The organism is Enterobacter sp. MGH 4 (genome assembly GCF_000534735.1).
GTDB classification, from domain to species: Bacteria; Pseudomonadota; Gammaproteobacteria; order Enterobacterales; family Enterobacteriaceae; genus Enterobacter; species Enterobacter intestinihominis.
On the sequence record NZ_KI973297.1, the window covers coordinates 32,827 to 47,696 of the forward strand.

Consider the following 14,870-nt stretch of genomic DNA (forward strand, 5'->3'; position numbering starts at 1 on the left):
TTTTTTTCAGCATTACTTCTTAGCTGCTGCGGCTTTGTCGTCAGCCGGTGCGTCTGTTTTCGCATCCGCTTTTGGCGCCGGTTTGATGTCCAGCAGTTCTACATCAAATACCAGCGTAGAGTTAGCCGGGATACCCGGAACGCCGGTTTTGCCGTAAGCCAGATCCGGTGGGATGACCAGCTTGATTTTACCGCCTTTCTTGATGTTCTTCAGGCCTTCGGTCCAGCCCGGGATCACACCGTCCAGACGGAAGGAGAGAGGCTCACCGCGAGTATAAGAATTATCGAATTCTTTACCGTCGATCAGCGTACCTTTGTAGTTAACTACAACGGTGTCGCTGTCTTTAGGCGCGTCGCCGGTACCTTCTTTCTCAACTTTATAGATCAGGCCAGTAGAAGACGTTTTAACGCCTTTCTCTTTAGCGAACTTATCGCGGTAGGCTTTGCCTTTCGCTTCGTTATCTTTAGCGTCTGCTTCCATCTTGGTCTGAGCGGCGCCTTTCACGCGCGCTTCAAACGCTTGCAGAGTCTGCTCGATTTCCTGGTCAGACAGTTTGCTCTTGTCTGCGAACGCATCCTGAACCCCTGCGATCAGCTGGTTTTTGTCCAGTTTGATGCCCAGTTTCTCTTGTTCTTTCAGAGAGTTTTCCATGTAACGGCCCAGAGACGCGCCAAGTGCGTAGGCGGATTTCTGGTCGTCATTCTTGAATGCCGCTTTGCTGTCTGTAGTCGCAGCAGGCTTCGCAGCAGTATCAGCAGCGAAAGACAGCGGCGCATTGAGCGCTACAGCCATAGTGGTCGCCAGCAGCGTAACTTTAAACAGTGATTTCATCCATATCTCCAGGACCTGAGGTCTCTCACCCCAGTGTTAAACGTAAATGAGTGACGTACTATAAAACGTTGTGGAAGAAATCTACAGACAGACTCCCCCGAATGTCGCTTCTTTTCAGACTATTTTTGTTTAAATAAGTTTCTTGTCAGGGAGATGGATACTGTACTTAAGGAAAAAGTCAGATAAACTTCGCCGCCGCTGGTCCATTATGGCGCATGAGAGATAAACGAGGTGAATGATGAAGGATACAACGATCGAAGCGAGACTGGCTGAGCTGGAAAGCCGCCTGGCTTTTCAGGACATCACCATCGAAGAACTGAACCAGACCGTGACGGCTCATGAGCTTGAAATGGCAAAAATGCGCGATTTGATGCGACTTCTCACTGAAAAAGTGAAGGCTACGCAGTCGTCGCACATCGCCTCTCAGGCTGAAGAGACGCCACCACCTCATTATTGAGGCGTAAAAAAAGCGGGATTATCCCGCTTTTTTATTTTCCGCAGTACGGAATCAGTGGCAGCCGCAGCCGCCGTTACCGCAACCACCTTTACCGTGGCCGTGGTCATGACCATGATCGTGGCCGTGATCGTGGTCATGGTCGTGACCGTGCGCACCATGAACGTGGCCATGAGCCAGCTCTTCTTCGGTCGCTTCACGGATAGCAACAACTTCTACGTTGAACTTCAGGTTCTGACCAGCCAGCATGTGGTTGCCGTCAACCACAACGTGGTCGTCTTCAACTTCTGTGATTTCAACCGGAACCGGACCCTGGTCAGTTTCAGCCAGGAAGCGCATGCCAACCTGCAACTCGTCAACGCCCATGAACACGTCTTTAGGAACGCGCTGAACCAGGTTGTCATCATACTGACCGTAAGCGTCGTTCGCGCCGACAGCAACGTCGAATTTGTCGCCAACTTCATGACCTTCCAGCGCCGTTTCCAGGCCGGAAATCAGGGAACCGTGACCATGCAGGTAGTCCAGCGGCGCACTCACCGGAGACTCATCAACCAACACACCGTCTTCTGTACGTACCTGATAGGCCAGGCTGACCACCAGGTCTTTTGCTACTTTCATGATATCTCCTGAGCGTGGGAAAATTGCTGGCGCAGATTGTAGCGGAATTCTGCACCCGTGTACCCTTAAGCTTAAAAAAACTCAGAGCATATCGCTAGTCTGGATGAAAAATGCCGATCACTTGCTCTTCTTTGCGAACGTGATCGCGGGCTTCTTTGTCGGCCTCACGCATCTGGTGACCGCACTTAACACATTCAACAATATCGATATTATTCTCCCGCCACATGGCCAGCGTATCTTGCGCCTGGCAGGACGGGCATTTTGCGCCCGCGATAAAGCGTTTACGTAAAGCCATCTTTCGTTACCCTTTATTCAAATTCATCCCAGCCGTCGAGCTGGCGTCGTTCCTGTTGCATCTCACGCTGGAAGATCTCCTCCAGTTCGCGACGCGCTTCCCGCACGCGGGAGATCTGCGCCGTGTCGCTGTGCACAGGCATCAGTTCACGCAGCATTCGCATATCCAGCCGGCGGAAATGCATCTGGGCGCGTTGCGCCTGGTGAGGATGCATACCCAGCGAAACCAGCGCCTTGCGCCCCAGCTCCAGCGCGCTGGAGAAGGTTTCGCGGGAGAAGTGTTTCACACCCGCCTGCAAAAGTTCGTGAGCCTCAACACGTCCGCGCGCACGCGCCAGAATATGCAGATGCGGGAAATGCTGCTGGCACAGCTCCACCAGCTTCATTGTGTCTTCCGGATCGTTACAGGTGATGACGATGGACTCCGCAGCCTCTGCCCCCGCCGAGCGCAACAGCTCAAGCTGCGTCGCATCCCCGTAGTACACCTTATAACCATATTTGCGCATCAGGTTGACGGCGCTGATATCGCGCTCCAGCACCGTAATGCGCATTTTATTTGCCATCAACAGGCGACCAATCACCTGTCCGAAGCGGCCAAAGCCCACGACGATCACCTGCGGTTTATCATCCTCCACCCACGGCGCTTCGTCTTCATCGTCTGCGGGATTCAGGCGGCGCGACAGCAGTTTGTCCACCAGCTTCATCAGCAGCGGCGTGGTCATCATCGACAGCGTGACCGTCACCAGCAGCAGCGCCATCTGGTCATCTTTGAACAGTTTCTGAGACGACGCAGTGGAAAACAGCACAAACGCAAACTCTCCGCCCTGACTTAACACGCTGGAAAACTGCATCCTTTCCGAGCTGCGCAGCCCGTAAATCCGCGCGAGGAGATACAGCACCAGCGTTTTGACCGCCACCAGCACGGCGACACTCGCAATAACCCACAGCAGATGGGTATAGAGCACGCCAAGATTAAGCGCCATACCCACCGAGATAAAGAACAGCCCTAACAGCAGCCCCTTAAACGGATCGATGGCGGTTTCCAGCTCGTGGCGGTACTCGCTTTCCGCAAGCAGCACCCCGGCGATAAACGTACCGAGCGCCATCGACAGCCCCAGCGCATCCATAAACAGCGCTGAACCAAGCACCAGCAGCAGCGTTGCGGCGGTGAAGACCTCGCGTACGCCGGATGCCGCAATAAACCGGAACACTGGACGCAGTAAAAACCGTCCGCCGATCAGCATCCCCGCGAAGGCCAGCACCTTCATGGAGATCTTCATCCAGTCGAAATGATCGTCTCCGGAGCCTGCCAGCAGCGGCACCAGCGCCAGCGCCGGGATCACCGCTAAATCCTGGAACAGCAGCACCGAAAAGCCCAGTTGCCCCGCCTCGTTGCGGTTCATCCCTTTGTCGCGCATCAGCTGAAGCGCCATCGCCGTCGACGACATTGCAAGACCGATCCCGCCAATCACCGCGGCCTGCCAGGAAAACTGCGTCAGCATCAGCAGGCCCGCCAGAATGGCGGCGCTGAGCAACACCTGCGCCGCCCCGACGCCAAAAATAGATTGCCGCAGTTGCCACAGCTTGGACGGATTAAGCTCAAGCCCGATGATGAACATCAGGAACACCACGCCCAGCTCGGAGAAGTGGAGAATTTCATCCACATCGCTGATAAACCCAAGCCCCCAGGGACCAATGGCTATCCCCGCCAGCAAATAGCCCAGCACCGCGCCAATGCCGAGACGCGCGGCAAGGGGGACCGCGACGACGGCGGCAAACAAAAACAGCACCCCGGCGAGGAGTAAATTCGAACCGTTCATTAGCGTCCTCCCGCCGGAATCGGTGACGCCAGCCATTCGCCATAGGCCCTGGCATGGCTCGCCAGCGCTTTCGGATCCTGCCGCCGTGCCCAGTAGATAATAATCGGGCTCATCCAGTGCATACGGCACATCGCCGCCGTCAGCTCAAACGGCCGCAGAATGTCGCTCATGGGGTAACGGTTCAGCCCGTCGTGACGGTAAGCGCTTTCCGGCTCACCGGTGGTGATGACACTCCGCCAGTACTTTCCCGCCAGCTGGTTGCCCCCCACCCCGCTGGAAAAGCCCCGGCTCAGCACGCGGTCCAGCCACTCTTTCAGCAGCGCCGGACAGCTATAGGTATAAAGCGGATGCTGGAACACAATCACGTCGTGCTGACGCAGCAGTTCCTGCTCGTAAGGAATATCAATAAAGAAATCGGGATAGTGCGCGTAGAGATCGTGCACCGTTACGTTACTGAGCTGTGTGGCCGGCTTAAGCAGCACCCGGTTTGCCACCGAGTCCTGTGATTCCGGATGGGCATACAGCAGCAGCACTTTCGCTGTCTGAGACATCACTCCCCTCCCGGTTCTGTTTTTGTGTATTGTTGTCGTTTTGGGCTACCATGGCGGCCCGGTGGGGAAATTGGCCCACACCTTACATTATCATAATGACAAATTAACATAGTCGGAACATACGGCGCTTCTATGATTGTTTTCTCCTCGTTACAAATTCGTCGCGGCGTGCGCGTCCTGCTGGATAACGCGACTGCTACCATCAACCCGGGCCAGAAAGTGGGGCTGGTCGGCAAAAACGGCTGCGGTAAATCCACCCTGCTGGCACTGCTGAAAAACGAGATAAGCGCGGATGGCGGGAACTTTACCTTCCCGGGCAACTGGCAGCTCGCCTGGGTAAACCAGGAGACCCCCGCGCTGAGCGAACCGGCGCTCGACTATGTTATCGACGGCGACCGTGAATACCGCAAGCTCGAAGCGGAGCTCAACGCCGCCAACGAGCGCAACGACGGCCACGCCATCGCCACCGTCCACGGCAAGCTGGACGCCATCGACGCCTGGACCATTCGCTCCCGCGCCTCCAGCCTGCTGCACGGCCTGGGCTTCAGCAACGAACAGCTTGAACGCCCGGTGAGCGATTTCTCGGGTGGCTGGCGTATGCGCCTTAACCTGGCGCAGGCGCTGATCTGCCGCTCTGACCTCCTGCTGCTCGATGAACCGACCAACCACCTCGATCTCGATGCGGTTATTTGGCTGGAGAAGTGGCTCAAGAGCTATCAGGGCACTCTGATTCTGATCTCCCACGACCGCGACTTCCTCGACCCGGTGGTGGATAAAATCATTCATATCGAACAGCAAAGCCTGTTCGAGTACACCGGCAACTACAGCTCTTTCGAGCGCCAGCGCGCGACGCGCCTCGCCCAGCAGCAGGCGATGTATGAAAGCCAGCAACAGCGCGTGGCGCACCTGCAAAGCTTTGTGGATCGCTTCAAGGCCAAGGCGTCAAAAGCCAAGCAGGCGCAGAGCCGCGTCAAAATGCTGGAACGCATGGAGATGATCGCCCCCGCGCACGTGGATAACCCGTTCCACTTCAGCTTCCGCGAGCCGGAGAGCCTGCCGAACCCGCTGCTGAAGATGGAAAAAGTGAGCGCGGGCTATGGCGATCGCATTATTCTCGACTCTATCAAGCTCAACCTGGTGCCGGGTTCACGCATCGGTCTGCTGGGGCGTAACGGCGCCGGTAAATCGACGCTGATCAAGCTGCTGGCGGGCGAGCTTAACCCGGTCAGCGGCGAAATCGGGCTGGCGAAGGGCATCAAGCTTGGCTACTTCGCCCAGCATCAGCTGGAATTTTTACGCGCCGATGAATCGCCGATCCAGCACCTGGCGCGCCTGGCGCCGCAGGAGATGGAGCAGAAGCTGCGTGACTACCTCGGCGGCTTTGGCTTCCAGGGCGATAAGGTGACTGAAAATACAGCGCGTTTCTCCGGCGGCGAAAAAGCGCGTCTGGTGCTGGCGCTGATCGTCTGGCAGCGTCCAAACCTGCTGCTGCTCGATGAACCGACCAACCACCTCGATCTCGACATGCGTCAGGCGCTGACCGAAGCGCTGATCGAGTTCGAAGGGGCGCTGGTTGTCGTTTCGCACGATCGCCACCTGATCCGCTCCACCACCGACGATCTCTATCTGGTTCACGGCGGCAAAGTGGAGCCGTTCGACGGCGATCTGGAAGATTACCAGCAGTGGTTGACGGACGTGCAGAAGCAGGAAAACCAGCCGGAAGAGTCAGCGAAAGACAACGCCAACAGCGCCCAGGCGCGTAAAGACCAGAAGCGCCGTGAAGCGGAACTGCGCACCCAGACTCAGCCGCTGCGTAAAGAGATTACCCGTCTCGAAAAAGAGATGGAAAAGCTTAACGCCACGCTTGCCGCCGTCGAAGAGAAGCTGGGCGACAGCGAACTGTACGATCAGAGCCGCAAAGCGGAGCTGACGGACTGTCTGCAAACGCAGGCGAAAACCAAATCCAGTCTCGAAGAGTGCGAAATGGCATGGCTGGACGCGCAGGAACAGCTGGAAGCGATGCTGCAAGCCGACTAACACGCCGGGAGGGTTATGGGCTTCGATACCACGAGCGAGATTACATTCCGTAAGCTCAGCATCTTCATGACGTTCATGGACAAGGGCAATATCGCACGTACCGCCGAAACGCTCGGCCTGAGCGGTGTCAGCGTGCACCGCGCGCTGCATACCCTCGAAGAGAACGTCCGCTGCCCGCTCTTTGCTCACAAAGGGCGTAACCTGATTGCCCTCCCCTCCGCGTGGACGCTGCTGGAGTATTGTCAGGAGGTGATGCAGGTGATGGAGCGCGGGCTGGAAGAGTCGCGCAAGATTGCCGGTATCGGCCAGGGACGGTTGCGCGTCGGTACGCTTTACTCGCTGACGCTGGAAACCGTGCCGCGCCTGATAATGGGCATGAAGCTGCGCCGTCCGGATCTGGAGATGGATCTGACGATGGGCTCGAACGAAACCCTGCTCCATATGCTGGATGAGGGGTCGCTGGATGCGATTTTAATCTCTATCTCCGAGAGCGATATCGACCGTAACAGCCTCGAAGTGCTGCCCCTGTTCCATGACGATATTTTCCTTGCCGCACCGGCCTCTGCCACGCTGAATACCAGCGGTCCCGCCGATCTGCGTGACTATAAAGATCAGAAGTTTGTCGCCCTCGCGGAAGGGTTCGCCACTTACGCCGGGTTTCAGGAAGCGTTTCATATTGCCGGTTTCGAGCCGGAGATTGTGACGCGGGTAAACGATATTTTCTCGATGCTGAGCCTGGTGCAGGCGGGGGTCGGGTTTACGCTGATGCCGGGCAGGATGAAGAAAGTGTACGAAAATTCGGTGCAGCTACTGAAGCTGGCGCAGCCGTACCAGATGCAGCAGCTGATTGCGATCGTCTTTGCCCGCAACCGCGAGCAGGATCCGAGCCTGCGGGCATTGGCCGCGGAAGGGCGGATGTACGCCAGAAGTTTGCAGGACGGAGCCTGAGGCCTTGCCGGGTGGCGACGCGTTGCGTCTTACCCGGCCTACAAAATAATACAACCGAACCCGTAGGCCCGGTAAGGCGCAGCCGCCACCGGGCAAAAAAAACTCACGCACGAAGCCGCCCCGCCAGATGCACCGCCACGTCCACCCCGCTGCGCTCCAGCGAAATGGATTCGCCTTCCCACGCCGCCTGCCGCGTCAGGCAGGTTAATATGCCTCCCGGCGGCATCTCAATCGCCAGCCGCGCTTCACGCTCGTTAGCGGAAATCACCGCCTCCTGCCAGCGCACGGTTCGCGCCATGTTCATTGCCAGATCGTCGGCAATTTTCTCCGGCTGCCAGAGCACGCGTCCGGTACTGCCGCTCAGGTACGCGCAGCGGGGACGGGAAAGCGTGACCGATTCAAACGCCGCTGCCAGCTTCTTCGCCGGTTCCGCCAGCAGCGCGCAGTGCGATGGCACGCTCACCGCCAGCCGTTTGGCCTTGCTTGCACCCTTCGCCAGCGCGCACTCCGCCACCTGCGCCATACCGTCATCGGTTCCGGCAATCACGATCTGCGTTTCGGCGTTCAGGTTAGCGATATAGGTTCCAGTCCCCTGAATCAGGTTTTCCACCTGCGGCAGGGTCAACCCCATAATCGCCGTCAGGCCGTAGCCGTGCGGATACGCCTGCTCCATCAAATCACCGCGCAGCGCCACCAGCTTCAGCGCATCCGTAAAGTCCAGCGAGCCTGCGATAACCGCCGCAGGATAAGCGCCAATGGACAGACCGCTGACAATATCCGGCGACACGCCGCGACGTTCCAGCTCGCGCGCCCAGGCCACGCCGGCAATCAGCAGTGAAAGCTGAACCGCACGGGTGTGGGTTAACGAGGATGCGCTGTCCAGGGTATCGACTTCCGCCCCCAGCACAGCACGGGCCTGCTCCAGCTCCGTTCCCGGCAGGTTTTGCAGCATACCTTCGTGCTGTGTGCCCTGCCCCGGAAAGGTAAACAGTATTTTCATTACTCCTCCCTGTGCCATGGATCCGCTACCAGGCGCGGTCCACATTGCGTTTTTAGCAGCGTTTTGCCGTCGCGTAACCATTCTGCCAGCGCGAATCCGCCCTCGGGCGTGTCCACCTGCGTATCCGCCCGGCACAACGCACGGCTGAGCTGAGCCTGCCAGTCAGTAAACGCCTCAGGGGAAACGGTACGCGGGGCGCGGATCAGCAGATCGAGATCGCTATCGGCGTGGATCACCGGAATGCCGGTCGCCAGCGCGTAACCCGTACTGCCGGTTATCCCCCACGTCCACGGCCACGACTGCTGCGCAAGCTGAAGCGCCACCTGAACCGGCGGCTGAGTGACAAACGGCGAACGCAGCAGGTCGGCGGCAACGCTCAACTCTTCGGGCGACACCACGCGCAACACGTTCTCAGGCTTCACCCATCCGGCCGCTCGCTGGTCGCGGCGCAATCCGCGCACGCCAACGGGAATACGGCCTTCATTATCAACATCACGCCGCACCACTACCGGCAGCCCGGTATGCCAGACCGCGTCTGCCCAGGATTCGGTAATCCCTTCCAGGGCGTCGCGCGCGGTAAGCCAGATGAGGTCGTGTGGGCGTAATGTTGTGGTCATAATTACATTCCTGAAGTCAGCGAGATAAACAGCGGCAGCGACAGGATACACAGTATGGAGCTCAACAGCAGCACGGCTTCAGCATCCGGCGACTGCACGCCAAAGCGGTTACCGAACACCACGCCAAAGAAGCCCGCAGACAGCGCAATCATCAGGATGGCGGTGATCGCCACGGAGCCGTGCAGACCGAAGATTAAAACGATACCCCAGGCAATTGCTGGCTGGATCAGCAGCTTGGCGATAGTGGAAGTGATCACCATGGTGTTGATCTGAAGCTTACGCGCGGAGAGGATCACCCCGGTCAGGAACAGCGCCGCAGCGGTCGCGGACAATCCCAGAGGTTTAATCGCCGCCAGTACCAGCTCTGGCATTTTGATGCCGATAGCGGACAGGATCACACCCAGCAGCGGGCCCATCACGATCGGTTTTTTAATGGAGCGCCACATCAGCACCGGCAGCATGGAAAGCGTTGAACCGGAGTTATTGCCTTCGGCGCGGGCTTTCTCACGCTCCAGAATAAGCAGGCAGAACGGGGTCATCAGCACCGAACCACAGGCGATGGAGACCGCCACGGAGAGTGAAGTAGAAGAACTTTCACCCAGCACGCTGCCCAGAATCGGCAGGCCGAGCGCCGCATAGTTTGGCAGAGCGACGGTCAGCGTCAGTACGGCCGCATCCTGCGGAGATTTTTTAAAGACTTTGGTGGCGAGGAAGTAGATGGCCGCATAGGTGATCCACATCGCCAGGGTGAGAACCAGGATCAGCGGCGACTGCGCCACAATGCCGGTCCACGGGGTTTGCACGGTGGCGCTGAACAACGCGGCAGGGAGTGCAAAATCCATAACGAAGATATTCAGCAGGGAAACATTTTTGTTATCGACCATCTTTGCTTTACCGGCCCAGAATCCCAGCAGCATGATGACGAAAATCGGTGCAAGAGCATGAACAATTACGTAAGTCATAAATCACCTGTAGTAAAAAAGTTTAAGCACTGGCGCGATGTTTATTATTTTCAGGATGCAGGTTCCCGCGTGGACGCAACGGGCGCGCCCACGGGGTAATGCATCTGGCAGGTCTCTTTTTACTTACCAGCTGGCTCGCATACGTTCACGTACGAGCGCCGAGCTGCGGCGGTTGTCAGCACCCAGACGGTTTTTCAACGTGGTGTCCTGACGAGCGTCGCTGATGGCCTGTTGCAGGGTAGTTTTCACCCGCGTCAGATCGCTTTCGGAAGGGGCATCCGGGTTGCTGATATCCAGCAGGTCGGAGAGCAGCCCCAGCGTGGCGTAGTTGCTGATGTCGTACGCCATTGGCGGAATGGTTGCCGCCAGTTTTTCCAGCGCCTCCACGGTACGCAGCGTAATGCGCGCCGCAGACTCTTTGCCCATGGCATGGATCAGCACGCCTTTATCGTTGAAGGCAATCAGGCGGTTGGCCTGGTAGCCGTGCGCCAGAAACGCGCCGGACATGGCCTTACCGACGATAAGACCAATCACCGGATGCCCCGCCAGCCGCGCATTGGCATAGGCGGCAGCGGCGCCGGCCAGCGCCTGGTGGATACCAAACGCCTCTTCGCGACGGCCATAGGCCTGGCTTGGGACATCGATCACCGCCACAATCGGGCGCTTCACGGCTTTATCGGCGTCAGCGGCGACGGTTTCGCTGACCACTTTTGCCAGCGTCCATCCTTCCAGCAGGCCGACTTCACCCTGCGCCGCGCGCGGGAAGTGGTTGTTGGCGTCCGGCACCACGGCGACAAAACGCACCGTTTCACCGTTTAGCTCGCCGTCTGCGGCCTGCACGGAGGGGCATAACCCCTCCAGACGTTTCGCGTTCGGGGCCAGAGTTTCCAGCCAGAGTTCGCCACGGCTAATTGCGTTAGTCATCATTTCACCTCCCGGGCAAAAAGCGCTTTAATCTGTTCGGCATCGGCCTGTTTGCGGGTGTCGAAATTCGTCAGACGGTTCAGGTAATCGTCGTAGTTATCGGTGCGATGTTTCGCCGGTACGCCTTTGGCGATGGCTTCGTTCATCGCGGCTTTCACCGCGTTCACGCCGTCGCCCACCAGCGCGTCCACCAGCCCGCTTTCAAAGCGTACTTCGCCGCCGGTCATGCTCCAGATAAACGGACGGTCGCGGGAGTCGTACTCTTCAATGCCCGCTTCCTGCTCAATAACCTGCGGGCCGTTGAGGCCAAGACGCGCTTCGCGGGTCACAATCAGGTAGCTGCACAGCGCCGCGGCGATAGACATCCCACCGAAGCAGCCCACGGTCCCGGCGACAATCCCGACGACCGGGGTATAGCGACGCAGGTCAACGATCGCGGCGTGGATATCGGCAATCGCCGCCAGGCCGAGGTTGGCTTCCTGCAAACGCACGCCGCCGGTTTCGAGGCACAGCACCGCCTGAGTCGGAATGCCGTTGCGGTTATCTTCCGCCGCCAGCTCCAGCGCCGCCGCCATTTTGGCGCCGGACACTTCGCCCATGCTGCCGCCCTGGAAGGTGCCTTCAATCGCCACCACCACCGCAGGCTGGCCGTTGATGGTCCCTTTCGCGACCACCATGCCGTCATCGGCCTGAGGAACAATCCCCTGTGGCCCAAGCCACGGAGAGATAATGCCTTCAAACGGATCCAGCAGTTCGCGGTAGCTGCCGTCGTCGAGCAGCGCCTGCGCACGCTGGCGCGCTTTTAATTCGATAAAGCTGCTGTCATCACGCATGGTTCACCCCTTCAAAAACCTGTTCGATACGAATGCGTGCCACGCCCGGCGTCGCGCCGAAGTCGTGGATGGTCAGCTTACCTGCGGGCAGGCTGCTGACGGTTTGCAGGCGGTTGAACAACGCCTCCCAGCGCCCACGGCTGTTGTCGACGGAGGTGGTGATATCAATGGTTAAGGTCTGGCCCGGTTCGGCGGTGAAAAGCACCTCCATATCCCCGGAACCGACGACCCCTGCCAGCGCCCTGCCGCTTACTTCGCGGCTGGCGGGCACGGTCAATGTGATTTTTTCCATAACATCCTCTTAATGCTTTGAATAGGGCGTTTCGACGCGGTCAAGAAACAGCGTGGCGGCAAGCAGGTCTGCGGCTCCGCCCGGCGAGGCGTTAAGCGCCAGCATCTGACGGTCTAACCGCGCCAGCGCCTGCTGCCCGGCGAGCGTTGCGCATCCTCCGGCGTTCAGCACCGCACGGGCGCCGTTCTGCATGGCGTCCAGCCCCTCCATGCCGGCGCGCGACAGCACGCAGGTGTCGGTGAGCGAGGTCATGATCGCCATCAGCGCGTCGAGTCTGGCCTGCGTTTCGCTGCTGCCGTTGAGACGGCTGAGGTGAAGCTGCGGCAGCGCGCGCTGCATGATGTGCGGAAACGCCTGCTGAGCCTCTTCACGCGCGCCCGGTACACGGTAGCGGTGCGTGACGCGTAACCCCTTGCTGAATACTTTCGGCGCCGCGTCATCCGGCAGCTTCGCCAGCTGAGCGGCGGTGTTCGCGACGGTTTGCGCCCGGGCATCGCCGCCCAGCATCGCCAACGCGCTCACCAGCAATCCCAGCGCCCAGATCGCGCCACGGTGTGTGTTCACGCCGTCGGTAGCGGCCATCATCTGCCGTTCGCCTTCACGACCCAGGCGGCCAACGGTTTGCCTGAGGGCAATATCCGCCGGACGCTGCCAGCTCTGTTGCGCCAGCGCCTGAAACGTGGGGGTCAGGCTGTGAGCGGAGCGCTCCATCAGCGCAAGCGATAAATCGTGATGCGCGCCGTTCCCCCGGCTGTCCACCAGACCGGGCTTCGGGCTTAAACGTGCTTCGTCAATCAGACACTGCGTGGCGGTTCGCGCCAGCCATTCGGCACCGCCTTCAACCTGGATCTGGGGCAGAAGTTTCATTACCAGCTCCGGAATTTCGCAGGTGGGTTATACAGGCCACCGGACCACTCTACGAGGTCAGCTACGCTGCCCGCAGCCAGCAGAGAGCGGGTGGCATCGGTACGACGAATGCCCATATCTTCCGGATACACAACCTTGCCGCTCTGGCGCAGTTCCGCCACGCGTTTGGCGTCAACGCCCAGACCGATATCGGTGATACCCGCCACGGCGGCGACCATGGCGCGACGCTCTTCCAGATCTTTCGCCCGGTAGAGGTAAGCAATCCCCTCTTCCGTCAGCACGTGGGTGACGTCATCGCCGTAAATCATGACCGGCGCCAGCGGCATGCCGGAGGCTTTCGCGACGTCAACAGCGTCGAGTTTCTCCACGAAGGTTGGCTTCACGCCCGCCTGGAAGGTTTCCACCATCTGCACAACCAGCTTTTTACCGCGCTGCATCGGGTCAGGCTCGGTGATCATGTTCAGCCAGGCCGGTGTGGCGTGGCGACGACCGTGCGGATCGTGGCCCATGTTTGGTGCGCCGCCGAAGCCGGAGAGACGGCCGCGGGTCACGGTTGAGGAGTTAGCGTAACCATCAACCTGTAGCGTGGAGCCGATAAACATATCGACCGCGTACTGACCAGCCAGCTGACAGAAGGCGCGGTTAGAGCGCATGGAGCCATCAGCACCGGTAAAGAACACGTCCGGACGGGCGCGGATGTACTCTTCCATCCCCAGCTCGCCGCCGAAGCAGTGGACGCTCTCCACCCAGCCGCTTTCGATGGCCGGGATCAGCGTTGGATGCGGGTTCAAAGTCCAGTGTTTACAGATTTTGCCTTTGAGTCCGAGCTGTTCGCCGTAGGTTGGCAGCAGCAGTTCGATCGCTGCGGTATTAAAGCCAATCCCGTGGTTCAGGGACTGCACCTGGTGTTCAGCGTAGATGCCTTTAATCGCCATCATCGCCATCAGGATGTGTTCCTGTTTAATCAGGCGCGGGTCGCGGGTAAAGAGCGGTTCAATAAAGAACGGCTTGTCCGCCACCACCACGTAATCGATCCACGAGCCCGGAATATCGACGCGCGGCAGGTCGCACTCGTCGTCCACCAGCTCGTTCACCTGTGCGATGACGATGCCGTCGTGGAACGCGGCGGCTTCCACCAGCGCCGGAGTATCTTCGGTACTCGCCCCGGTATAGAGGTTGCCTTTGCGGTCCGCTTTAAAACCGGCAATCAGCGCCACGTTTGGCGATAGGTCGACGTATAAACGTGAGTAGAGTTCGATGTAGGTGTGAATCGCCCCGATTTCGAGCTGACCATCCTCCAGCAGTTGGGAGATTCGCAGGCTTTGCGTACCGGAGAAGGAGAAGTCCAGCTTGCGGGCGATGCCTTTCTCAAAGATGTCCAGATGTTCGCTGCGGCCCACGCTCGGCATGATCATATGCAGATCGTGCACGATTTGCGGGTTCACTTCGGCCAGTGAACGGGAAAGGAAATCCGCCTGCTTCTGGTTGTTGCCTTCCAGAACGACTTTGTCGCCTGGTGCGATCAGTTTTTCCAGCATGGCGACAAGATCGCCGGTTGGCAGTACCTTGCCCTGCACCGGTACGGACGCCAGACGACGCGCTTTCTCACTGCGTCGGGTGTTCCATTGCCGGGTGGGTGTTTGCCCAGATAACATTATTAACCTCCTGATTCAGCACATCATTCTGATTTGCTTAACGTTGAGTAAAGTGTGCGCTCTGGTGAGAAAGGCATCAATTAAGCGTAGGACGTAATCATTAGCCTGAGAGTAATAATCAAGGTAAAGAAATGTGATCGGGATCAGTTCATGTTTCGGAAAAACGG

16 protein-coding genes are annotated in these 14,870 nt (G+C 58.7%); 3 read left to right on the forward strand and 13 right to left on the reverse strand.

From position 1 onward, the window contains the following. Positions 1-12: 12 nt before the first annotated feature. Entirely contained in the window at positions 13-831 is an 819-nt protein-coding gene (fkpA, locus tag L350_RS02705; RefSeq protein WP_003861695.1) for an FKBP-type peptidyl-prolyl cis-trans isomerase, read from the reverse strand. Between the two features lie 238 nt (positions 832-1,069). On the opposite strand from fkpA, the gene L350_RS02700 reads away from it, so the two are divergent. After that, positions 1,070-1,288, forward strand: a complete 219-nt coding sequence (locus tag L350_RS02700) for a protein SlyX (RefSeq protein ID WP_023298761.1) — start codon at positions 1,070-1,072, stop codon at positions 1,286-1,288. 51 nt (positions 1,289-1,339) lie between these two features. Here L350_RS02700 and slyD read toward each other — a convergent pair whose 3' ends face one another. The 4 genes from slyD to kefG all read right to left on the reverse strand — a co-directional run bounded on the left by slyD (position 1,340) and on the right by kefG (position 4,568). Next, positions 1,340-1,903, reverse strand: coding sequence for a peptidylprolyl isomerase (slyD, locus tag L350_RS02695; protein WP_032626767.1), 564 nt, complete (start codon positions 1,901-1,903; stop codon positions 1,340-1,342). A gap of 94 nt (positions 1,904-1,997) precedes the next feature. Further along, positions 1,998-2,198, reverse strand: coding sequence for a YheV family putative zinc ribbon protein (locus tag L350_RS02690; protein WP_022649597.1), 201 nt, complete (start codon positions 2,196-2,198; stop codon positions 1,998-2,000). Positions 2,199-2,211: 13 nt separating this feature from the next. Beyond that, positions 2,212-4,017: a glutathione-regulated potassium-efflux system protein KefB gene (kefB, locus tag L350_RS02685; RefSeq protein ID WP_032626769.1), complete on the reverse strand. Its 1,806-nt coding sequence runs from the start codon at positions 4,015-4,017 to the stop codon at positions 2,212-2,214. After that, on the reverse strand, positions 4,017-4,568 hold the full coding sequence (gene kefG, locus L350_RS02680) for a glutathione-regulated potassium-efflux system ancillary protein KefG (protein ID WP_003861686.1): 552 nt from the start codon (positions 4,566-4,568) through the stop codon (positions 4,017-4,019). Before kefG ends, kefB begins: the two co-directional genes overlap by 1 nt. Positions 4,569-4,700: 132 nt before the next feature. Between kefG and L350_RS02675 the strand changes: the two genes are divergently transcribed. Continuing rightward, complete coding sequence (locus tag L350_RS02675) at positions 4,701-6,605, forward strand: ABC transporter ATP-binding protein (protein WP_023298762.1); 1,905 nt, start codon at positions 4,701-4,703, stop codon at positions 6,603-6,605. Positions 6,606-6,620: 15 nt separating this feature from the next. Further along, the gene (locus L350_RS02670; RefSeq protein ID WP_022649599.1) at positions 6,621-7,553 is read left to right on the forward strand and encodes a LysR substrate-binding domain-containing protein; all 933 of its coding nucleotides are present in this window, start codon (positions 6,621-6,623) and stop codon (positions 7,551-7,553) included. A 103-nt stretch (positions 7,554-7,656) separates the two neighbouring features. Here L350_RS02670 and mdcH read toward each other — a convergent pair whose 3' ends face one another. The 8 genes from mdcH to mdcA form a co-directional block, all read right to left on the reverse strand. Next, on the reverse strand, positions 7,657-8,553 hold the full coding sequence (gene mdcH, locus L350_RS02665; protein WP_032626771.1) for a malonate decarboxylase subunit epsilon: 897 nt from the start codon (positions 8,551-8,553) through the stop codon (positions 7,657-7,659). Next, the gene (locus tag L350_RS02660) at positions 8,553-9,170 is read right to left on the reverse strand and encodes a malonate decarboxylase holo-ACP synthase (RefSeq protein ID WP_032626773.1); all 618 of its coding nucleotides are present in this window, start codon (positions 9,168-9,170) and stop codon (positions 8,553-8,555) included. Before L350_RS02660 ends, mdcH begins: the two co-directional genes overlap by 1 nt. 2 nt (positions 9,171-9,172) lie before the next feature. After that, positions 9,173-10,132, reverse strand: coding sequence for an AEC family transporter (locus L350_RS02655; RefSeq protein WP_023307100.1), 960 nt, complete (start codon positions 10,130-10,132; stop codon positions 9,173-9,175). 123 nt (positions 10,133-10,255) lie between these two features. Further along, positions 10,256-11,056, reverse strand: a complete 801-nt coding sequence (gene mdcE / locus L350_RS02650) for a biotin-independent malonate decarboxylase subunit gamma (protein WP_032626891.1) — start codon at positions 11,054-11,056, stop codon at positions 10,256-10,258. Further along, a complete protein-coding gene (locus L350_RS02645; RefSeq protein ID WP_017384167.1) occupies positions 11,056-11,889 on the reverse strand; it encodes a biotin-independent malonate decarboxylase subunit beta in 834 nt (277 codons plus the stop codon). Before L350_RS02645 ends, mdcE begins: the two co-directional genes overlap by 1 nt. After that, the gene (gene mdcC, locus L350_RS02640) at positions 11,882-12,181 is read right to left on the reverse strand and encodes a malonate decarboxylase acyl carrier protein (protein WP_000411786.1); all 300 of its coding nucleotides are present in this window, start codon (positions 12,179-12,181) and stop codon (positions 11,882-11,884) included. The genes L350_RS02645 and mdcC overlap by 8 nt, the downstream gene beginning before the upstream one ends. 9 nt (positions 12,182-12,190) lie before the next feature. Further along, entirely contained in the window at positions 12,191-13,048 is an 858-nt protein-coding gene (locus L350_RS02635) for a triphosphoribosyl-dephospho-CoA synthase (protein WP_032626775.1), read from the reverse strand. Beyond that, positions 13,048-14,703, reverse strand: coding sequence for a malonate decarboxylase subunit alpha (mdcA, locus tag L350_RS02630; protein ID WP_023298766.1), 1,656 nt, complete (start codon positions 14,701-14,703; stop codon positions 13,048-13,050). The genes L350_RS02635 and mdcA overlap by 1 nt, the downstream gene beginning before the upstream one ends. Positions 14,704-14,870: the final 167 nt, after the last annotated feature.